Source organism: Pseudomonas sp. CYM-20-01, assembly GCF_023169845.1.
GTDB lineage: Bacteria > Pseudomonadota > Gammaproteobacteria > Pseudomonadales > Pseudomonadaceae > Aquipseudomonas > Aquipseudomonas azotoformans.
Genome location: NZ_AP025169.1, coordinates 4,517,124 through 4,538,714, shown reverse-complemented (window position 1 = coordinate 4,538,714; position 21,591 = coordinate 4,517,124). Strand labels below are relative to the sequence as shown.

General features: G+C 63.7%; 17 protein-coding genes. 4 read left to right on the top strand and 13 right to left on the bottom strand.

Annotated features, from left to right (window positions below; all coding sequences use genetic code 11):
• Window positions 1–46: 46 nt before the first annotated feature.
• Window positions 47–988 (top strand): transcriptional regulator FeaR, encoded by a 942-nt coding sequence (gene feaR / locus M2497_RS20365; RefSeq protein ID WP_248482671.1) that lies wholly within the window; start codon window positions 47–49, stop codon window positions 986–988.
• 135 nt (window positions 989–1,123) lie between these two features.
• Here the strand turns inward: feaR and M2497_RS20360 are convergent, their stop codons facing one another.
• The 3 genes from M2497_RS20360 to M2497_RS20350 are packed head-to-tail and all read right to left on the bottom strand — an operon-like array spanning window position 1,124 to window position 3,653.
• Window positions 1,124–1,945, bottom strand: coding sequence for a molybdenum cofactor biosynthesis F family protein (locus tag M2497_RS20360; RefSeq protein ID WP_248482668.1), 822 nt, complete (start codon window positions 1,943–1,945; stop codon window positions 1,124–1,126).
• 13 nt (window positions 1,946–1,958) lie between these two features.
• On the bottom strand, window positions 1,959–2,324 hold the full coding sequence (locus tag M2497_RS20355) for a cupin domain-containing protein (RefSeq protein WP_248482666.1): 366 nt from the start codon (window positions 2,322–2,324) through the stop codon (window positions 1,959–1,961).
• A gap of 30 nt (window positions 2,325–2,354) precedes the next feature.
• Entirely contained in the window at window positions 2,355–3,653 is a 1,299-nt protein-coding gene (locus tag M2497_RS20350; protein ID WP_248482664.1) for an FAD-binding oxidoreductase, read from the bottom strand.
• Window positions 3,654–3,859: 206 nt separating this feature from the next.
• Here M2497_RS20350 and hpaR point away from each other — a divergent pair, with 206 nt between their 5' ends.
• Window positions 3,860–4,288 carry a homoprotocatechuate degradation operon regulator HpaR gene (gene hpaR / locus M2497_RS20345; RefSeq protein ID WP_071495923.1) on the top strand — a complete coding sequence of 143 codons (429 nt, stop codon included), beginning with the start codon at window positions 3,860–3,862 and terminating at the stop codon, window positions 4,286–4,288.
• Window positions 4,289–4,414: 126 nt separating this feature from the next.
• Here the strand turns inward: hpaR and hpaI are convergent, their stop codons facing one another.
• From hpaI to M2497_RS20305, 8 genes are read right to left on the bottom strand one after another with little or no spacing between them, the layout of a single operon-like run.
• Window positions 4,415–5,215, bottom strand: coding sequence for a 4-hydroxy-2-oxoheptanedioate aldolase (gene hpaI / locus M2497_RS20340; protein ID WP_248482662.1), 801 nt, complete (start codon window positions 5,213–5,215; stop codon window positions 4,415–4,417).
• A 16-nt stretch (window positions 5,216–5,231) separates the two neighbouring features.
• Entirely contained in the window at window positions 5,232–6,035 is an 804-nt protein-coding gene (gene hpaH / locus M2497_RS20335; protein WP_071495921.1) for a 2-oxo-hept-4-ene-1,7-dioate hydratase, read from the bottom strand.
• Between the two features lie 11 nt (window positions 6,036–6,046).
• Window positions 6,047–7,351: an MFS transporter gene (locus M2497_RS20330; protein ID WP_248482660.1), complete on the bottom strand. Its 1,305-nt coding sequence runs from the start codon at window positions 7,349–7,351 to the stop codon at window positions 6,047–6,049.
• A gap of 45 nt (window positions 7,352–7,396) precedes the next feature.
• Window positions 7,397–7,789 (bottom strand): 5-carboxymethyl-2-hydroxymuconate Delta-isomerase, encoded by a 393-nt coding sequence (locus M2497_RS20325; RefSeq protein WP_248482658.1) that lies wholly within the window; start codon window positions 7,787–7,789, stop codon window positions 7,397–7,399.
• A gap of 15 nt (window positions 7,790–7,804) precedes the next feature.
• The gene (hpaD, locus tag M2497_RS20320) at window positions 7,805–8,662 is read right to left on the bottom strand and encodes a 3,4-dihydroxyphenylacetate 2,3-dioxygenase (protein ID WP_058426096.1); all 858 of its coding nucleotides are present in this window, start codon (window positions 8,660–8,662) and stop codon (window positions 7,805–7,807) included.
• 47 nt (window positions 8,663–8,709) lie between these two features.
• Complete coding sequence (gene hpaE / locus M2497_RS20315; RefSeq protein WP_248488232.1) at window positions 8,710–10,170, bottom strand: 5-carboxymethyl-2-hydroxymuconate semialdehyde dehydrogenase; 1,461 nt, start codon at window positions 10,168–10,170, stop codon at window positions 8,710–8,712.
• Between the two features lie 5 nt (window positions 10,171–10,175).
• Window positions 10,176–10,946, bottom strand: a complete 771-nt coding sequence (locus M2497_RS20310; protein ID WP_248482656.1) for a fumarylacetoacetate hydrolase family protein — start codon at window positions 10,944–10,946, stop codon at window positions 10,176–10,178.
• Entirely contained in the window at window positions 10,943–11,608 is a 666-nt protein-coding gene (locus tag M2497_RS20305; protein WP_248482654.1) for a fumarylacetoacetate hydrolase family protein, read from the bottom strand. The genes M2497_RS20310 and M2497_RS20305 overlap by 4 nt, the downstream gene beginning before the upstream one ends.
• A 128-nt stretch (window positions 11,609–11,736) precedes the next feature.
• Between M2497_RS20305 and hpaA the strand changes: the two genes are divergently transcribed.
• Window positions 11,737–12,597: a 4-hydroxyphenylacetate catabolism regulatory protein HpaA gene (gene hpaA / locus M2497_RS20300; RefSeq protein WP_248482652.1), complete on the top strand. Its 861-nt coding sequence runs from the start codon at window positions 11,737–11,739 to the stop codon at window positions 12,595–12,597.
• Here the strand turns inward: hpaA and M2497_RS20295 are convergent.
• Both M2497_RS20295 and M2497_RS20290 read right to left on the bottom strand, forming a co-directional pair.
• A complete protein-coding gene (locus M2497_RS20295; RefSeq protein ID WP_248482650.1) occupies window positions 12,524–13,975 on the bottom strand; it encodes an efflux transporter outer membrane subunit in 1,452 nt (483 codons plus the stop codon). The two genes, hpaA and M2497_RS20295, sit on opposite strands and share 74 nt — an antisense overlap.
• Entirely contained in the window at window positions 13,975–14,766 is a 792-nt protein-coding gene (locus M2497_RS20290) for a helix-turn-helix transcriptional regulator (RefSeq protein WP_248482648.1), read from the bottom strand. Before M2497_RS20290 ends, M2497_RS20295 begins: the two co-directional genes overlap by 1 nt.
• Before the next feature lie 489 nt (window positions 14,767–15,255).
• On the opposite strand from M2497_RS20290, the gene M2497_RS20285 reads away from it, so the two are divergent.
• Entirely contained in the window at window positions 15,256–21,465 is a 6,210-nt protein-coding gene (locus M2497_RS20285; RefSeq protein ID WP_248482646.1) for a non-ribosomal peptide synthetase, read from the top strand.
• Window positions 21,466–21,591 lie beyond the last annotated feature (126 nt).

Below are 21,591 nucleotides of genomic sequence, written 5' to 3'. Positions count from 1 at the left end.
ACTATTGCATCAGAACAACAAAAAGAAGCCATTGCGGAGACACCCCATGAGCATCCCACAGCATGCACACGACGGGCTGGACACTTGGAACCGCGAGCTACGCGCCGCGTGCGGTTATTTCGAGACGGAACTGGCGTTCAACCGCTCGCTGTTCATCGGCGAGATCCGAGACTTGCCGCGCGGCGTGGCCATCCTGCGCACCAATGCCGGGCTGATCAAACGCCCGGCGCACCACGCCGACCATGACAACGACCAGGACTGTTTCCTGGTCAGCCAACGCAGCGGCTATTCGCAGATCGCGCAGAACGGCCAGACCCTGCAACTGGCGCCTGGCGAGATGCTGTTGATGGACTCGGTGGGCTCCATCGAAATCACCCCCTTCGGCCTGATCGAACACGCCTCGCTGTCACTCTCGCGGCCGCAGGTGTGCAAGCACCTGGGCGGCGACGCACGGGCTTTCGGCAAGATCTCCTCGACCAAAGCCTGCGGGCGCATGCTGCATGTGCTGATGGATCAACTGTGCAAGGACGCCACCGCAGACGGCGCGGGTGAAGTGGAGGCGTTGCAGATGGCTTTCGTGTCGCTGCTGGGATCGGCCCTGGAGCAGGGCGAAGAGTGCCGCGACGGCCTGGCAGCGCTGCAGGGCAGCAACCTGCGCAGCTACGTGCAGAAGGTCATCGATGAATCCCTGAGCCAGCCGGGGCTCAGCCCGATCGGCCTGGCCAACCGGCTGAATATCTCGGTGCGCCACCTGTACCGTCTGTTCGAAGAACAGGACGATAGCGTGTGCCGCTACATCCAGCGCGCGCGGCTCAAGCGCAGCGCGGATGACTTGACCAACCCGTGCCTGCGCAGCGAGTCGATCACCTCGATTGCCTACAAGTGGGGCTTTACCGACTCGGCGCACTTCAGCCGGTCGTTCAAGAAGCAGTTCGAGGTGTCGCCGAAGGATTTTCGTTCGAGCCGGATGCAGGCGGTGGGGGCATAAACGGGATCTTCAAAACAAAGGAGATCAAATGTGGGAGGGGGCTTGCCCCCGATAGCGGTGGTTCAGCCAAGCCTGTGGTGACTGACACACTGTTATCGGGGGCAAGCCCCCTCCCACATTTAGACCGTGCGCGGCTCAGTCATCGGGATACTCCGTGCGGTTGAGCACCTGGCAATACGAGCTGATGGGGAAGTTCGACAGCGCATCGAAGGATGCACCGGCATAGCCGAAGATCTTGCCGTCGCTGCGGTGCTGTTGCAGGTCGATCAGCACCAGGCCGAGGGTCGGCACGATCTTCTCCTGCCACACGAACAGGTACAGCTGTTCGGCGATCTTGTAGTAATGGCAGCGGTCGGTGTCGCACAGGCCTTGCTCCACGCCTTTGAGGCATTGCCAGGCATAGAACCGCTCGTTGAGGTAGATGTGCTCGTAGACTTCGCTGGGGCTGTAGCGGTACCGGTTGCGCAGGCCCACCAGTTCCTCGGTGGGCGCATGCCGGCAGTGGCCGGCCTGCCACGGGCGGTCGAGGCTGCCGTGGAGGAAGTCGACTTCCACCGAGGTCAGCGGCTTGCCGGCCAGGGCACGGTGGTAGAGGCCTTCGTGGGTCTCGGCCTGGTCCGGCAGGCGCCCGATCACGGCAGTGAACGAGGCGTTTGGTGTGTCCAGCACCAGGCTGATCGACCAGCTATGCCCGGCCTCGTGCTTGATGAAATCCACCAGGTACAGGCCCGGGCGAATCGAGGTGGCGCGGTACGGTGCGCTGCCGCTGGAGTGGCCATCGGCGGCGTGCCAGGCCAGGCGGTCCTGCTCGAAACGGTGCTCGATCTGCCAGCCATTGGCGAAATGCAGGGTGAACGCCTGGCCCGCCAGCTCGGCCAGGTTGGGCAGGATGAAGGCGTCTGGAGCGAAACCGTCGGCCAGTGCGCCGACGGTAATCCAGTCGGGAGAACTCGTCATGGCAACCCCTCCCTTACACGACGGCGAAGTAATGTTTGACGAAGCTTTCGCTGAGCACTTCCCACAGCACGGGCGTGCCTTTGGTCACGAACCAGCTGTCACCGGCTTTGTAGCGCGAGGTGTGGCCCGTGGATTCGTCGGTCAGCAGCACTTCCCCAGTGACCACCGTGGCTTGTTCAGCAAACGGATAAACCATGCGGAACTTGCCCTGGGTGGTACCGAAATAAGCGCTGCTGACCGGGTCGGTGGGCGCGCCGAACGTCATCTTGCCGAAGGCGCGCACGTCACCTTCGAGGATCTCGGAGCCGAGGTCGGCCACGGTGCCCCAAGGTTCGAGTTCCGAGAGTTGGACGTTGTGCTTGAGGGGGGTGAGGGGCATGGCAGTTCTCCAGTTGAGTAAAAAATGCGGTTAGCGGCGCCCGTTCCAATAGCCGGAAAGCTGGTGCCAGGATTTGCCCGCCGTCAGCAGCAAGGGGCGGATCGCGTCCTTGCCGATGATGGTCGGGCGATGAATCGAGCTGACCAGGTCGTAGCGCGCCGAGCCTTCGCTCATGCCTTCGGCCAGGACCTTGCAGATGATGTGGCTCGGGGTCACGCCAAAACCGGAATAGCCCTGCACGAAAAACGCGTTGCTGCGCCCCGGCAAGGTGCCGATCTGCGGGAACAGGTTGGGGCTGCACGCCATCGGGCCGCCCCAGGCCAGGTCGATTTTCACGTCCTTGAGGTAGGGGAAGATCTTCAGCATGAGGTGACGGTTCCAGGCCTTGAGGTCGCCGGGAATATGCTCCACCAACGGCGTTGCGGCGCCGAACAGCAGGCGGTTTTCGTTGGTCACCCGGTAGTAGTCGATCACCGGGCGAATGTCGCTGTAGGCCCCCCGAATCGGGCTGATGCGCTGGATCAGCTCCTCGGACAACGGCTCGGTCATCATCTGGAACGCGTAGGTGTTGATGGTCGAACGGTGCAGCTCCGGCTCCAGCTTGTTGAGGAAACTGTCGCAGGCCCACAGCAGTTTGCTGGCGCGTACCGAGCCACGGCCGGTGCGCACGGTGATGCGTTCGCCGTAGCTGACTTCCAGCGCCGGGCTGTTCTCGAAAATCCGCACGCCATGGCCGGCCAGTGCGGTGGCTTCGCCCAGCAGCAGGTTGAGCGAGTGCACATGCCCGCCGCCCATGTGCAGCAGGGCGCTGCTGTAGGCCTTGGAACCGATGATCTGTTGCACATCCGCGCCGCCGAGAAAGCGGATTTCGTGCTGGCTGTTGATCGACTTGAAGTCCTTTTCCCAGGCGCGCAGGGTTTTTTCCTGGCGGGCGTTGAAGCCCATGTAGCCGTAGCCGTGGCAGAAGTCCGCGTCGATGTTGTACTTGGCGATGCGGTTCTTGATGATGTCCGCGCCCAGGTCGCTGATCTCGAACACCTGGCGCAGGCCGTCTTCGCCCACGTCCTTCTTGATCTTCTCCAGGTCATGGCCGATGCCCGCCATGATCTGCCCGCCGTTGCGACCGGTGCCGCCGAAACCCAGGTAGCGCGCTTCAAGCACCACGATATTGGTGATGCCTTTTTCCGCCAGTTCCAGGGCCGTGTTGATGCCGGAAAAACCGCCGCCGATCACCACCACATCGGCGTCGATGTCCTGTTCCAGGGTAGGGAAGCTGAGGTTGTATTTCTTGGTGGCGGTGTAATACGTGGGGGTTTCGATGTTGATCATGGCGCAGCCTGAAAAGTGAAGGAAGGCTCTAAAGCGGATACCTCCATTAGGGGCCCTGGCGAGATGGAAGTCTTGACCCTGCGTGCCCATGCATTTGATTCAGCGCGCCATGGGCGGTGCACTCGACAAGTTATAGCGCGCTCGCCGGCAGGGAATGTTAGAGTTTCGTTAAATTATTAACTAAATACTTCGTGACCCTGATCCCTATGTCCAAACCTCGACAATCCCTGACCCTGGCCTTGCTGCAAGCCCGCGAAGCCGCCATGAGTTTTTTCCGCCCGTCCCTGAATGAACACGGCCTGACCGAACAGCAATGGCGGATCATCCGCATCCTCGAACAGTACGGTGAACTGGAGATTTACCAATTGGCGGAACTGGCCTGCATCCTCAAGCCGAGCATGACCGGCGTGCTGGTGCGCATGGAAACCGCCGGCATGGTGCACCGGCGCAAGGCCGAGCAGGACCAGCGCCGGGTACTGGTGACGTTGGCTGACAAGGGCAAGGCGAGTTTCGAGTCGATGAGCCAGTGCATGGAGGCCAACTACCAGCGGTTGCAGGATCAGTTTGGCGAAGAGAAGTTGCAGACCCTGCTGGGTCTGCTGGATGACTTGAAGAACATCAATATCAAGCGTTGAATCAACGCCTCGAACACTGAGGATCAAAATGTGGGAGCGGGCTTGCTCGCGAATGCGGTGGGTCAGTCAGAGAATAGGCTGGCTGTACCACTGCATTCGCGAGCAAGCCCGCTCCCACATGAGATTTCAGTAGATTCCACCGCTGTGGTCAGCCTCGGGAATGCCTTTGAATGTGCCTGCCAGCGCCTGCAACCCACGCATCAGCACCGTGGTATCCACACCCACCGCGACAAAGGTCGCGCCCAACTCAATGTAGCGCCGCGCCAGGTTTTCATCCGCGCTGAGAATCCCCGCCGCCTTGCCCGACTGCACGATGCGCTTGATCGCATCCTCAATCGCCGCCTGCACATCCGGGTGCCCCGGATTCCCCCGATGCCCCATCGATGCACTCAAATCCGCCGGGCCGATAAACACACCATCCACGCCCTCGACGGCGGCAATTTCATCCAGGGTCGCCAGGCCTTCAAGGTTTTCGATCTGCACCAGCAGGCACATCTGTTCATCCGCCTGGTCTAGGTAGCCAGGGATGCTGTTCCAACGTGAAGCCCGCGCCAGTGCACTGCCCACACCCCGGATCCCTTGGGGCGGATATCGCATCGCACGCACCAGCTCACGCGCCTGGGCGGCGCTTTCGACCATGGGCACCAGCAGCGTCTGGGCGCCGATATCCAGCAGTTGCTTGATCAATGCACTGTCGCCGATTACCGGGCGGATCAGCGCCTGGCTGGGATAGGGCGCGATGGCCTGCAACTGGCCGAGCATGCCTTGCAGGTGATTGGGCGCGTGTTCGCCGTCGATCAGCAGCCAGTCGAAACCGGCATTGGCGGCCAACTCTGCGCAATAGGCGTCGGCCAGGCCGAGCCACAGGCCGATCTGCACCTCGCCGCTGTGCAGGCGGTGTTTGAAGCGGTTGATGGGCAGGTCCATGGCAATCCTCCAGGGTTCAGACGAAGCGGCAGGCAATCGACCCAAGCAGGTCGTAGTCGACATGGAACGTGTCGCCAGGGCGGGCTGCGACCGGGCGGGTGAAGGAGCCGCCGAGGATCACTTGCCCCGGCAGCAGGGTCACGTCATAGGGTGCCAGTTTGTTCGCCAGCCAGGCCACGCCCTTGGCCGGGTGGTTGAGCACGGCGGCCGACACGCCGGACTCTTCGATCACGCCATTGCGGTACAGCACCGCCGGCACCTTGCGCAGGTCGATCTCGGTCGGCCGCACGGCACGGCCGCCCAGCACCACGCCAGCATTGGCGGCGTTGTCGGAGATGGTGTCGAACACCTTGCGCGTCGCGTTGGTCTGCGGGTCGACCTGCTGGATGCGCGCGTCGATGATCTCCAGCGCCGGGATCACCCACTCGGTGGCGTCGAGCACATCGAACACCGTGCAGTTGGGGCCCTTGAGCGGTTTGCCGAGGATAAACGCCAGCTCCACTTCCACTCGCGGCACGATGAAGCGTTCGAAGGGAATGTCGCTGCCTTCGTCGAAAAACATGTCATCGAGCAGGGCGCCGTAGTCGGGCTCGGTGATGTTCGACGAGACCTGCATGGCCCGCGATGTGAGGCCGATCTTGTGGCCCTTCAGGGTGCGCCCGTCCTTGATCTTTTGCGCGACCCAGGCGCGCTGGATGGCGTAGGCGTCGTCGAGGGTGATGCCGGGGTAGTCGAGGGAAAACTGGCGCACCTGTTCGCGGCTGCGTTCGGCGCGGTCCAGGTGCGCAGCGGCCTGGAGAATTTGCTGGGGGGGGAGCATGGCAACGGTCCTTAATGTGGGTTGACGATGGCGGCGTGGGTGCGCAGCACCAGCAGGCCGCCGAGGGCGATGAACAAGGCGAGTACGTACAGCGCCAGGCTGGCGCTCTGGGTGGCGTCGCGCATCCAGCCGATCAGGTACGGCGCGAGGAACGCGGCAACGCTGCCGAACGAGCTGATCATGGCGATGCCGGCGGCCTGGGTGGTGGTGGACAGATACGCCGGCGGCAGTTGCCAGAACATCGGCAGGGCGGCACTGGCGCCCATGCCGGCCAGCACCAGCCCGCCCATCACCAGCAGCGGATTGCCCGGCGCCAGGCCCGCCACGGCGATCCCGACCGCCGCCATCAGCAGTGGCACGCACATGTGCCAGCGGCGTTCGCGATGGCGGTCGGAGGAACGCCCGCAGCCGATCATGAAGAAACATCCGGCCAGGTACGGCACGGCACTGAGCAGGCCGACCTGGCTGTCGCGGCCGATGCCGGCGCCATGGATCAGCGTGGGCATCCAGAACGCCAGGGTGTTCACCGCCAGCATCACCGCGAAATACACCGCCACCAGCAGCCATACCTGCGGGTCGCGCAGGATGCCGCCGAACGAGGTAATGGTCTTGCGCTGTTCCTCGCTGCGCAGTTGGTCGCGCAGCTGTTGTTTTTGCTCGGCGGTCAGCCAGTGCACCGCGTCGAAGCCGTCCGGCAACCACTTGAGCACCACCAGCCCCAGCAGCACCACGGGCAGGCCTTCGATCAGGAACATCCACTGCCAGCCACGCATTCCGCCGACATCGTGGAAGTGTTCCAGGATCGCCCCGGACAACGGCCCGCCCAACACCCCTGCCATGGGCACGGCGATGGCAAATAACGCGGTGACCTGGCCGCGACGGCGTGCCGGGTACCAGCGGTTGAGAAACACCAGGATCCCCGGGAAAAACCCGGCCTCGGCCACCCCCAGCAAAAAGCGCAGCACGTAGAAACCACGGGCGCTCTCCACCCACAACATGCCAGTGGACAACAGGCCCCACACCACCATCAGGCTGGCGATCCAGCGCCTGGGGCCGACGCGGTCCAGGGCCATGTTGCTCGGCACCCCGAACAGCGCATAGGCGATGAAAAACAGCCCAGCGCCGAAGCCATAGACCGTGTCGCTGAACTGCAGGTCGCTGCTCATCTGCATCTTGGCGAAGCCGATGTTGATGCGGTCCAGGTGGGCGAACAGGTAACACACCAGCAACAGCGGCATCAGGCGCCACGTCACTGAACGATGGGTACGGTCGTGCTCGGCCAGCACGCGGCTGGCGGTGGAGTGGGCTGTGCTCATGATGTTGTACTTTTTGTCTGAGAGGCCGTGGGGAGAACAGCGGGTTTACCCCGCCGGGTTATTCAGGAACGCATGCACATTGTTCTGTTTGAAATTGAGTTGCGGATGCAGCTCGACCATCTCGAATGACAGCGCCAGCAAACGTTGCGCCTGCAACTCGGCAAAGTGCGCGTTGATCACCGCGAACACCGCTTCGGCCACCGCCTGGCGCGTGGCCAGGTCGCGGCCATGGCCGACCTTGAGGGTCATGTGTACAAAGGCGTAGTCGTGCTTGCCATCGGCCATGCGCCAGGTGTCCAGGCGTACGCCACGGCTGCGAATACCGCCGAGGGGGAACACGCCACTGTCGCCCAGCACGCGGTGGATCTTTTCAAACAGGCCGGGCAGGTCGGCCTGTGGTTCGAGGTTGTCGGTGTACTCGGCGATAAAGTGCGGCATGGGTTGCTCCCGGTTCTACAGGGGGAAAATCGCATTGATCTGGCCGGTGCCCGAACTGCCGAACGGCGGTGTGATGATCTCCGCCGGCTTGGCGTAATCCGGCCCGCCGAGTAGCCCCAGGAGCATCGCGGTGTCGTGCATCTTGCCTTCGCCGAAGCAGTGCTCGGCGTAGTCCGGCAGCATCGCGCAGAACTCCTTGAAGCGGCCTTGCTTCCACATCTCCACCACGTGCAGGTCCACTTGCTTGTCGAATTCGCGGGTCCAGGTGTGGATATTCGCCTCGGCCTGGCGGTCGTCCGAAAAGCGGTGCGACAGCGAGCCCGAGGCCAGCACCAGCACCTTGCGGTCACTCTTCTCGATGGCCCGGCGCACGGCGGCACCGAATGCGAAGCTGTCTTCCAGGCGGTGCCAGGCGCACCAGGCGGCAATGGAAATGACCTTGAATGTCTCAGCCTCCGGCACGTCCATGTGCATGTAGCGCATGGGCACCAGGGTGCCGTATTCCAGCTCCAGGCTCGGGATGTTGTGGGCCATGCTGCGCACGCCGGCCAGGTTGGCCTCGGCGGCGATCAACGCGCCCAGCTCGGGACAACCGGGGTAGGCGTACTCCATGTTCTTGATGAAGTGCGGCAGCTCGTTGCTGGTGTAGGTGCCCTGGAACCGCTCGCCGCAATTGACGTGGTAACCGCTGTTGACCAGCCAGTGCACGTCGAACACCACTGCCGTGTCGGCGCCCAGTTCGCGGGCGCGGCGGCCGATCTCCTTGTGACCGGCAATCGCCGCTTCGCGACAGCCGTGATGCTTGCCGGGCAGTTCCGACAGGTACATCGACGGCACGTGGCAGATCTTCGCTGCCAGGACCACTTCGCCCATGATGATTCTCCAGGTTCATTATTGTTGTTGGAGCGCCTTGGCGGGGGTTAAACACCCCAACGCGGAATGTGATGGCTGCCCATGGAAATGCACACGTTCTTGATCTCGGCAAACACTTCGAAGCTGTACTGGCCGCCTTCACGCCCGGTGCCGGAACCTTTCACCCCGCCAAATGGCTGGCGCAGGTCGCGCACGTTCTGGCTGTTGATAAATACCATGCCGGCTTCGATCCCGCGCGCCAGGCGATGGGCCTTGCCGATGTCCTGGGTCCAGATGTAGGAGGCCAGGCCGTACTCGGTGTCGTTGGCCAGTTGCAGGGCCTCGGCTTCGTCCTTGAAGGGGATCAGGCACACCACCGGGCCGAAGATTTCTTCCTGGGCGATGCGCATCCGGTTGTTCACATCGGCAAACACGGTCGGCTGGATGAACTGGCCTTTGCTCAGGTGCGCCGGCAGGTTGGCCGGGCGTTCCAGACCACCGGCGAGCAGGGTGGCGCCTTCCTCGATGCCGATCTTGATGTAGCCGGTGACCTTGTCGTAATGCGCCTGGGTGATCATCGAGCCGACCTGGGTCTTCGGATCCTGTGGGTCACCGACGATCAAGCGTTTGGCGCGGGCGGCGAACTCGGTGACAAACTGCGGGTAGACGCTTTCCTGGATAAAGATACGGCTACCGGCGGTGCAACGTTCGCCATTCAGGGAAAAGATGGTAAACAGCGCCGCATCCAAGGCGCGCTCAAGCTCGGCATCCTCAAAGATCAGCACCGGCGACTTGCCGCCCAGTTCCATGGAGTACTTTTTCAGGCCGGCGGTCTGCATGATCTTCTTGCCGGTGGCGGTGCCGCCGGTGAACGAAATGGCGCGCACATCCGGGTGCCGCACCAGCGCGTCACCGGCCGTGGCGCCATAGCCCTGGATCACGTTGAGCACGCCGTTGGGAATCCCGGCTTCCACCGCCAGGCGTCCCAGTTCATTGGCGGTCAGCGGCGACAGCTCGGACATCTTCAACACCGCTGTATTGCCCAGCGCCAGGCACGGCGCGGTCTTCCAGGTGGCGGTCATGAACGGCACATTCCACGGTGACACCAGCCCGCACACGCCCACCGGCTGGTAGAGGGTGTAGTTGAGCATCTGGTCGTCCACCGGGTAGCTGTGGCCATCCATGCGCGTGCAGACTTCTGCGAAGAAATCAAAGTTGTGCGACGCCCGGGGAATCAACACATTCTTGGTCTGGTGGATCGGCAGGCCGGTGTCCAGGGTCTCCAGTTCGGCCAGGTGCGGCACGTTCTGTTCGATCAGTTCGCCGAGCTTGCGCATCAGGCGTGCGCGTTCCTTGGCCGGGGTGCTGGCCCACTTCGGGAACGCGTCTTTGGCGGCCGCTACGGCCTGGGCCACTTCCTCGGCACCGCCGCTGGCGACTTCGCCAATCGCCTCGCCGGTGGCCGGGTTGTAGTTGATGAAGGTGTCTTTGCTTTCGACCTCACGGCCGTTGATCCAGTGTTTGATCATGCTGCTCACGCCTCTTTCCGGGCGGAGAAAAACTCCGCCTCGCTGACAATTCGGTTGACCAGACGGCCCACGCCTTCGACTTCCACCACCACTTCATCGCCGGGCACCACATCGGCCAGGCCTTCGGGCGTGCCGGTGGCGATCATGTCGCCGGGTTGCAGGGTCATGAAACTGGACAGGTATTCGATGAGGTAGGGGATGTCGAAGATCATGTCGCGGGTGCTGCCTTCCTGACGCAGCTCACCGTTGACCCAGGTGCGCAGGGTCAGGTTGCCGGGGTCGGGCACATCGGCCACATCAACGATCCACGGGCCGACCGGGGTGGTGGCGTCGCGGTTTTTCACGCGCAGGTTGGGGCGGTAGTAGTTTTCCAGGTAGTCGCGGATCGCGTAGTCGTTGCACACCGTGTAGCCGGACAGGTAGTCCAGGGCGTCGGCGCGCTTGACGTTGCGCGCGGCCTTGCCGATCACCGCCACCAACTCGCACTCGTAATGCATGTAGGCGACGTTGTCCGGGCGCCAGGTGACCTGGCGGTGGCCGGTGTAGGTGCCGACGGACTTGATGAAGGCCAGGGGTTCGGTGGGTGGGGTGAAGGCCAGTTCGGCCGCATGGTCGGCGTAGTTCAAGCCCAGGGCGAACATGTTGCCGGTGGCCGGTGGCAGCCACTGCACCTGGTCTTCGACGAGCAGGCGACCATCGCTCAAACGCACGGTGTTGTCGGCTTGCACCTGTACGGCGTGCACTTCACCTTCAAAGCGGATACGGGCGTGTTTCATGCTTGGGTCTCCGCTTGAATGTGATTGAGCAGACGGCCCACGCCGCTGATCTCGACTTCTACCCTGTCGCCCGGCAGCACATCGACGCGCCCTTCGGGGGTGCCGGTGATCAACACATCGCCGGGATGCAGGGTCATGAATTCGCTGATTTCGGCGATCAGTTGCGGGATATCGCGCACCCAATTGGCCGTGGTGTTTTCCTGGCGCAGTTCGCCGTTGACCCACATCTTGAGGCTCAGTTGACCGGGGTTGGCGAGCTGGTCCCGTGGGACTAACTGTGGCCCGAGGACGCAAAAACCATCGCGGCATTTGGCTTTGATGGCCGGGCGGTAGTAGCTGTCTTCCGGCAGGCTGAATTCATTCACCACCACATAGCCGGCCACATGGGCCATGGCGTTTTCCAGGCTGACACGACTGGCGCGCTGGCCGATTACCACGCCTAACGCGGGGCCGGGTTGCAGGCGTTCACCCTCGGGGTGCAGCACCACGCCAGCGTGCTCGTTGCGCGTATTCGGGGTCTTGATAAACAGCACCGGCTTGCTCGGCGGCTTCTGGTAGGGCGCCTGCTGGAAGGCGGCGAGATGCTGGTCCAGCAGGCCCTGGTAGTTCAGCGCGACGCCGAACAGGGTGCCGCTGGCAACATCATGCAGGGTACGGCTCATGCGTTTCTCCTGGCGGTGGCGACTGCTGCATAGGCAGTTCGTTAATGTGTTAACGTTATAATTAATATGTTAACTACCGTCAAGCGTGGCAAAATCCTCTGGCGTCATAACAACAAGAAGAGGGCACCGTGAAGCCGATCCCCAACATCAACATCGGGCAGGTCTACGACCAGCGTTACAGCGATGCCGAGGTGCATTACGACAAGCTCGGCAACCTGGCGGGATTTTTCGGGCGCAACATGCCCGTGCATCGGCATGACCGGTTTTTCCAAGTGCATTACGTGAAAAGCGGCGCGGTGCGGGTGTACCTGGATGACCGCCAGTTCGTGGAGTCCGGGCCGATGTTCTTCCTCACGCCGCCCACGGTGCCCCACGCCTTTGTCACCGAGGCGGATGCCGATGGGCATGTGCTGACGGTGCGCCAGCAGTTGGTGTGGGGACTGATCGACGCCGACCCCAGCCTGGCTTCCGGCGCGGCCTGCGTGGCGCTGACGGCGGGTGACCACGGCCTGGATCAACTGTTCGAAGAACTCAACGATGAGATCAACGCCGCGCGGGCAGGGCGCGCCGCCGCATTGGACAGCCTCACGCGCCTGATCATGATTCGCCTGCTGCGCCTGTGCGCCCACTCACTGCCGGCGCGCCCGACCCGGCACGAAGACCTGCGCATCTTCCATCGCTTCAACGAATTGATCGAGGCCCACTATCTGGAGCACTGGCCGCTGTCGCGCTATGCCGAGGGGATTGGCGTGACCGAGGCGCGCCTCAATGAGGTGTGCCGGCGCCTGGCCGACCTGCCGTCCAAGCGCCTGATCCTGGAACGTGTGATGCAGGAAGCCAAGCGCTTGTTGCTGTTCACCGGCAGTTCCGCCAACGAAATCTGCTACCAGTTGGGCTTCAAGGACCCGGCGTATTTCAGCCGGTTTTTCCTTCGGTATGCCCAGGTGACGCCGGGGGAGTATCGGCTGCGGCAGTCGGGCTTGCACTGACGTTCCACGCGCCGCCCAGCGCCGTGTACAACTTCACCTCCGCCACCAGTTGCGCCAGGCGGTCGACGATCAACGCTTGTTGCGAACTGAACAACGCACGCTGCGCATCCAGGAAGGTGAGGTTGCTGTCGACGCCACTACGGTAGCGATGTTCGGCCAGGTTGTAATACTGCTGGTTGGCCGCGACGAAATCCCGCTGCGCCTGCAACTGGTCGGTATAGGTTTGCCGCGCCGCCAGGCCATCGGCAACTTCCTGGAAGGCGGTCTGGATGGATTTTTCGTACTGCGCCACGCTGATGTCTTTTTGCAGTTTGGCGTAGTCAAGGCTGGCGCGCAGGCTGCCGGCGTTGAAGATCGGCAGGTTGATCTGCGGCTGGAACGTCCAACTGCCCGAGCCGCCCTTGAACAGCCCCGACAGTTCGGTGCTGGCGCTGCCGGCGTTGGCGGTCAGGCTCACCGACGGGAAAAACGCTGCGCGGGCCGCACCGATATTGGCGTTGGCGGCGCGCAACTGGTATTCGGCCTGGAGGATATCCGGGCGGCGTTGCAGCAAGTCCGAGGGCAGGCCGGCCGGTACGCGCGCCACCAGGTCGGCGGCAAGTGGACGCGACGGCAGCTGTTCGTCCACCGGACCGCCTACCAGCAGGGCGAGGTTGTTGAGGTCCTGGGCGACCTGGCGCTCATAGCGGGCCACGCTGGCGCGGGTGCTTTCGACGCTGGTGGTGGCTTGCACCACGTCCAGCGCCGAGGCTTTGCCGGCGGTTTTACTGCGGCCGGTGAGGCGCAGGCTGTGTTCGTTGGCCACCAGGGTTTGCCGGGCCAGGGCCAGCAGTTCCTGGTCGGCGCGCCAGGTCAGGTAGGCATTGGCGACGTTGGCGACCAGGCTCAGCTGTGCAGTGCGCCGCGCCTCTTCGGTGCCCAGGTAGGTGAGCATGGCCTGTTCGCTGAGGCTGCGGATGCGGCCGAACAGGTCCAGCTCGTAGGCGCTGATGCCCAGGGTCGCGGAATAGCTGGAGGTGATGGCGGCCTTGCCCGTGCCGGTCACGTCGCCCGGCACACGCCGGCGCTGCCCGGCGCCGGTCGCCGACACGGCCGGGAACAGGTCGGCACGCTGGATACGGTACTGCGCCTGGAACGCCTCGACGTTCAGCGCGGCCACGCGCAAGTCGCGGTTATTGACCAGCGCATCGCCAATCAACCCTTGCAGCGCCGGGTCGTGGAACAGCTGCTGCCAGTCCGACGTGCCGGCCTGCGCCAGCGCATACACGCCAGCCTGGGGATACTGCGCAGGCACGGGCGCCGCAGGCCGTTGGTAGTCCGGGATCAGCGAGCAGCCGCCGAGCATCCAGGCCATCGCGAAGGAGCTCAATTTATGCATCAGGCGCCCACCATCCACTTGGCCAGACCGTGCCGGCCACTCACGCCCAACTTGGCGGCGGCGCGCTTGAGGTAGGTCTCGATGGAGCTGTTCTTCACGCTGAGTTTCTCCGCGATCTGCGGCACGGTGCCGCCGGTCAGCAAGCCGAGGCACACCTCCTGCTCGCGCGCCGACAACGTGATGTCGCCCAGGGACAGGCGCTTGTAGAACTCACGTTGCAATTGCGACTGCTCCAGCAACGTGTGGGCCGGTTCGACCTCGGTGTGCGGTGCCTGGCGCAGGCTCTGGGCGTGGCACTCGATCAGCGGCAGCAGCGTGTCCGACAGGCACTTGAGAAACGACAACTCGGCCAGGGAAAACCCGCGCTGGGTCGGCGGGCGATAAAACGAAATCACACAGCGCCGATTGCCCTGGCGCGACACCAGGTTGCACTGGTGCGAGGTGCCGCGCGGGTGAGCGCTGTTGGCCTTGGCCTTCAACTGTATGAGCAGCGGGTCCTGCATACCCAGCATCTCACGCAGCAGCGGGTGGTCGTCCATGGAATTCAGCGCCAGGGGCGGCAGGTCCTGCGTCTGGCCGGCGCTGCCCAGCAGCGTGATATCGAGCACGCGATCGCGCAGCTCGTCGAGGGTCCATTCGCTCAGATCCACCAGGTGGATCGGCACCCACTTGTCCACCAGGTGCAGCATGTGGGCGGCAAAGCCCGGGTGGCCACTGCTGGCAATCAACTCGCCCATTTCAGCGTAGAAATGCGGGCTTTGGGTGTTGGCAATACTGCTGGTCAAACTCATAGCCTTCTCATCCTTGATATCGAAAACCGTGTACAGACGCTCTGGGCCTCTGCGGGGGCGATCCGTTGCTCACACACCAGAGTCGGTATTCGAAAGTGTATTTAGCCAGTGGATTTGTCCTACGTATGTAGCGGAAACGAGGGACACAACCTGCCATAGAAACCGCGTCATTAATTCGACGTTTCTGAGAGGTAATTCCGACTACGAGTCACCAAGCGGATTTTTTAGGGTTAATTAACTCTATGATAAATAAGATAAAAATATATTTTTTGAAATGTTCAATTCAAACCGGCATCGGCCAAATATAGCCAATGTCCTACAACTCTTTAATCGTTTCAGCAGTGAACCATCAGCCAAGCCTGGTCTATCCATTTGAATGTCCGGGTTTAGGGTGACAGACAGCCCCTGGCCCCCATGCTCCAATCCGGCCCATTCGTCGAAATGGGCACCCCTGCGCGGCCAGTGCCTGACCTCCATGAGAAGGATCTTATGAAGCATTCACCCAGCTTCCCCCTCACCGCCGCCCAGCAGGACATCTGGCTCGACCAACTGCGCGAAGGCGACTCGCCGCTGTACAACATCGGTGGTTATGTGGACTTTGCCGGCGCCATCGACCCCGGCCTGATGCAGCGCGCTGTCGAACTTCTGGTCGCCAGGCACGACGCGTTGCGCACCCAACTGCACAGCGACGCCGACGGCTTGCCTCGCCAGACTTTCGCTGCGACGTTGGCTGTGGAACTGGCGCGGCATGACGTGTCAGCTTGTGCTGATCCGCAGGCCGCGAGCCACGCCCTGATGCAGGCGCAAATGGCCCGGCCTTATGCGATGCAGGGCGCGCCGCTGTTCCGCTTTTTCCTGGTCAAGCTCGACGACAACCACTATCGCCTCGGCACCCAGGCCCACCACCTGATCCTCGACGGCTGGGGCTTCGGCCAGATGCTGCAATCCCTCGCGCAGCTGTACACCGCCCTGGTGCAAGGCCGGCAAGCGGAGTCGCCGGCGCCGTCCTACATCGACTTTATCGACGCAGACCAGCACTACCACGCGTCAGCCCGTTATGCCCGCGACCGCGCCTATTGGCTGGGCAAGTACCGGCTGATTCCCGAGCCGCTGTTGACCCCGCGACACACGGCCAAGGCCACGAGCAATACCCTGGCGCAGGCGTTTCCGGTGGCACTGCTCAACCGCATGGAACAGGTGGCCAACCGTTACCAGGCGTCGGCGTTTCATGTGCTGCTGGCGGCGCTGTATGTGTATTTCACCCGCACCGCCCAACGCCAGGAGTGGGTCGTGGGGTTGCCGATTCTCAATCGTTCCAATGCGCGGTTTCGTTCCACCGTCGGGCTGTTCACCCAGGTCAGCGCCGTGCGCTTGCAGTTTGATGAGCAGTTGCCGTTCAGCGCGTTGGTGCGTGGGGTACGCGACCAGCTCAAGCAGGACTTCCGTCACCAGCGTTTTCCCCTGAGCGAGATGAACCGCGAGCTGGGCCTGCGTCGAAGCGACCGCGGCCAGCTGTTCGACCTGTCGGTGTCCTTCGAGCAGGACGACCATGAACTGCGCTACGGCACAACAGTGGCCCGTGCAGTCAAGGTGTCCAACCACCACGAGCCGCTGCCGCTGGCCATCCACCTGCGCAGCAATCGCTACCAGGACACCGCGTGCTTGCATTGCGTCTACAACGAGGCGTACTTCCAGCACGATGAAGTGGCGGCCCTGGCGCAACGTTTTACCTGGCTGCTGGAGCAGGGGCTGGCAGACACCGCGCTGACGATCCGCGATTTCTCCCTGGTGACACCCGCCGAACAGGCGCGGTTGCAACAATGGAACGCCACCACCCAGCCCGTCACGCCGCCGCAGACCCTACACGCGCGCATCGAAGCCCAGGCTGCGCGCGCGCCGGACGCCGTGGCGGCGGTGTATCAGGGGCGGCACCTGAGCTACGCCCAACTCAACCAGCAGGCCAACGCGCTGGCCCATCAACTGCTGGAGCGCGGCGTGCGGCCGGACGACCGGGTGGTGATCCTGGCGCGGCGTGGGCTGGACACGTTGGTGGGGTTGCTGGCGGTCCTCAAGTCTGGCGCCTGCTACGTGCCGGTGGACCCGGCCCATCCCGCCGAGCGCCTGAATTACTTGCTGCACGACAGCGACCCGGTAGTGGTGCTGACCCAGCACGATTTGCTGCATCGGTTGCCGCCCTTGACGGTGCCGGTGATTCAGCTTGACCGCCCGACCTTCCACCTGGGCACCAACCCCCGCGTAGCGGTCAGCCCCTCCCACCTCGCCTATGTGATCTACACCTCGGGCTCCACCGGTTTGCCCAAGGGTGTAATGGTCGAGCACCACAGCGTCTCGAACCTGGTGGACTGGCACTGCCGGGCCTTCGACCTGCATGCCGGCAGCCACACCGCCAGCGTTGCCGGTTTTGGTTTTGACGCGATGGCCTGGGAGGTCTGGCCGGCGTTGTGCGTGGGCGCCACGCTGCACCTGCCGCCGGCCCATGACGGCGCCGAAGACATCGACGCGCTGCTCGGTTGGTGGCAGGCGCAGCCGCTGGACGTGTGCTTCCTGCCGACGCCCGTGGCCGAGTACGCCTTCAGCCAGGGCCTGCACCACCCGACACTGCGCACCCTGCTGATCGGCGGCGACCGCTTGCGCGCGTTCACCCAGGCGCAGTCCTTCGCTGTGATCAACAACTATGGCCCTACCGAAGCCACGGTGGTCGCCACCTCTGGCCCCATGGCTGTCGGCCGGCCATTGCATATCGGCGCACCCATCGGCAATGCCACGGTGTACGTGCTGGACGCGCAGCAACAGCCGCTGCCCATCGGCGTGGCAGGGGAGTTGTACGTGGGCGGCAACGGCATCGCGCGCGGGTATCTCAAGCGTCCCGACCTCAGTGCCGAGCGTTTCCTCGACGATCCCTTCACCCAGGGGCGCATGTACCGCACCGGCGACCTGGTGCGCTGGCTGCCGGACGGCAACCTTGAATACCTGGGGCGCAACGACGACCAGGTGAAAATCCGTGGCGTGCGCATTGAGTTGGGCGAAATCGAAACGGCCCTGGCCACGCATCCGCATATTCAGGACGCCGTGGTGCAAGCCCGCGAAGGGCAGTTGCTGGCCTGGTTCGTCCCGCGTGAAGCGGTGCCGATCGAAGCCCTGCGCGCCCACCTGCAAGCGTCGCTGCCCGACTACATGCTGCCGGCCGCCTACGTACAGCTGGACGTGTTGCCTCTGACCGCCAACGGCAAGCTGGATCGCAAGGTGCTGCCCACACCCACCCAAGACGCATTCGTCACCCGCCTGTACGAAGCACCGCACGCCGGCGCGGAAAGCGTACTCGCGCAGATCTGGGCCGAGCTATTGCAGGTGCAGCAGGTCGGGCGCCACGACCACTTCTTCGAACTGGGCGGGCATTCATTGCTGGCCTTGCAATTGGTGCAACGCATGCGCCAGGTCGGGCTGCGCGCCGATGTCCAGGTGCTGTTCGGCCAGCCGACCCTGGCGGCCCTGGCGGCGGCGAGTGAACTCAGTGACGTGGACGCGCCGGAGCTGGCCGAACTCGACCCCGCCAGCCTGGCGCCTATCGTCGCGCGCATCCCCGGCGGCGCGGCCAATGTGCAGGACATCTACCCGCTGGCGCCGTTGCAGGAAGGCTTGCTCTACCACCACATCACCGATGAACGCGATCCTTATCAGCAACAGGCGCTGTTCAGCTTTGCGCAGCGCGAGCAGTTGGACGCATTTGCCCAGGCCCTGCAACAGGTGATCAACCGCCACGACATCCTGCGCACCAGCCTGGTGTGGGAGGCCCTGGAGCAACCGATGCAGGTGGTGTGGCGTCAGGCGCAATTACGCGTTGAGCCGCTGCGCGAAGACCCTGCGCCGCTGGATTTGCGCCAGGCGCCGCTGATGGCCCTGGACTATGCCGAAGAGCCGCAGCACTCGCGTTGGGTGGCGCGGCTGCGGTTCCATCACCTGGTCAATGACGCCACCTCCACCACGATCCTGATGCAGGAAATCCGCGCCCACTTGCTCGGCCAGCAGGCGCAGTTGCCGGTGCCGGTGCCGTATCGCAATGTGGTGGTGCAAGCCCGTTCGCCGGCACGTCAAGCGGCGCACGAGGCGTTCTTTCGCGAGCAGTTGGGGGATGTCGACGAGCCGACCCTGGCCTTCGGTCTACAGGAGCGCCAGGCGGATCGGGCGCACACCGAACAAGTCGAACGTGGCTTGAGTGACAGCCTCAATCAGCGTTTGCGTGCCCTGGCGCGTGGCGTGGGCGTGAGCACCGCCAGCCTGTTCCACCTGGCCTGGGCGCAGGTGCTCAGCCGTGTCGCCGGCCGTGATGACGTGGTCTTCGGCACCGTGCTGCTCGGCCGTTTGCAGGCGGGCGAGGGCGCCGACCGTGCCCTGGGCATGTTCATCAACACCTTGCCGCTGCGGGTGCGCCTGGCCGGGCGAACGGTGGCGGATGCGCTCACTTGCACCCACGCCCGGCTCAGCGCCTTGCTCGTCCATGAACAAGCCTCCCTTGCGCTGGCCCAGCGTTGCAGCGGCGCGTCGCCGTTGTTCAACAGCCTGCTCAACTACCGGCACACCGACGCCGAGCGTGACCTGACCCTGGTGCCGGGCATTGCCTTGCTCAGCAGTGAGGACATCCTCAGCTACCCGCTGATGCTGACCGTGGACGACACGGCCAAGGGTTTCCGGATCAAGGCCAAGGCGCCGCAGCAAATTGGCGCCGGTCGGCTGCTCGACTACCTTGAAAACACACTGATCAACTTGGCGGACACGCTGGACCAGGCGCCACAGACACCGTTGCGCGACGTCCAGGTACTGCCCGCCGGCGAGCTGAAAACCCTGCTGGTGGACTTCAACGCTACCGACACCGACTACCCCGACACTTTCACGGTGCAGGCGCTGTTCGAAGCCCACGCACGGCATATCCCCCATGCCATCGCCGTGCAGGCCGGCGAGTTGCAACTGACCTACCGCGAACTCAACGAACGCGCCAACCAACTGGCCTTCCACCTGCGTGAGCGCGGTGTGCAACCGGACGCCCGCGTCGCGCTGTGCGTCGAACGCGGGCTGGAGCTGGTGGTGGGCCTGTTGGCCATCCTCAAGGCCGGCGGTGCCTATGTGCCGCTGGATCCGGGCTACCCGCGTGAGCGCCTGGCCTACATGCTCCACGACAGCCAGCCGGTGGCGCTGCTGGTACATGCCGCCACCCGTGACGTGCCGGGTGACGTGTCGATCCCGGTGATCGACTTCGACCACTGCGCCTGGAGCCAGGCACCTGTCGGCAACCCGTTGGTGCCGGGGCTGAGCGTGGCCAACCTGGCCTATGTGATGTACACCTCGGGCTCCACCGGCACACCCAAGGGCGTGATGATCGAACACCGTGGCCTCGGCAACCTGATGCACTGGGGCTCGCAGCTGTGCCCCAATGCCGAGGGCGGCGCGCTGTTGCAGCGGGCACCGTTCAGCTTCGACGGTTCGGTGTGGGAGCTGTTCTGGCCGCTCACCAACGGCATGCGCCTGGTGCTGGCACGGCCCGACGGCCATCGCGAACCGGCCTACCTGGCGCAGGTGATACGTGAGCAGCAGATCACGGTGATCAAGTTCGTGCCGGCGATGTTGCAGCAGTTCCTTGAGCTGGAAGAGTCCGCGCTGTGCAGCAGCCTCACCGATGTGTTGTGCGGCGGCGGCGAACTCACCGAAGCCCTGGCCCGTGGCGTGCAGGCGCGCTTGCCCAAGGTGCGCCTGCATAACGTCTACGGTCCCACTGAAGCCACAGTGGACAGCAGCGCCTGGACCCTGGAACCCGGCGCGCCGGTGCCGGCATTGCAGTTGCCGATTGGGCGGGCGATCAACAACACACGCCTGTATGTGCTGGATGAACACGATGCGCCGGTGCCGATGGGCGTGAGCGGTCAGTTGCATATCGGTGGCGTCGGCGTGGCCCGGGGTTACCTGGGGCTGGAGCAGATGACCGCCGAGCGCTTTATCGACAGCCCGTTCGTGGCCGGTGATCGGCTGTATCGCACTGGCGACCTGGTGCGTTACCTGCCTGACGGCAATCTGGAGTTCCTCGGGCGTAACGACTTCCAGGTCAAACTGCGCGGTGTGCGCCTGGAACTGGGGGAGATCGAGTCACGGCTGCTGGTGCATCCGGCGTTGCGCGAGGTGGCGGTGTTGATTCGCGATGAACGCCTGGTGGCGTATTTCACCGTGCGTGGCGAGGCGCCGAGCCCGGATGCGTTGCGCGCCCATATGCTGGAGCAATTACCGGAATACATGGTGCCGGCGGCGTTTGTGCAGCTCGACGAATTACCGCTCAACCCAGCGGGCAAACTCGACCGCAAGGCCTTGCCGGAGCCGGGGGTGGGGGCGGTGGTGAGCCGCGCCTATGCGGCGCCGGTCGGGGCGGTGGAGGTGTTGATGGCGGGGATCTGGGCTGAGGTGCTGAAGTTGGAGCGGGTGGGGCGGCACGATCATTTCTTTGAGCTGGGGGGGCATTCGTTGTTGGCGGTGAACCTGGTGGCGCGGATGCGCAAGGCGGGGGTGGAGGTGGATGCGCGGGCGTTGTTCAGTCATCCGACGGTGGCGCAATTGGCGGGGTGTGTGTTGACGCAGGTTCAGCGGGTGGAGGTGCCTCAGGCGGCTATTCCGCAGTTGGGGCGGCGGCGGCGGATTTGACGGGGGCATATCCGTTATTTAGGTAACCGCTGCTTAGGGTTCCGCCCTTATGGCCAGCCCTTTCAAGTATCTGGCTGATACCATTCCATCAAGGGCGAACACTGCAACTGTGGCGAGCGGGCTTGT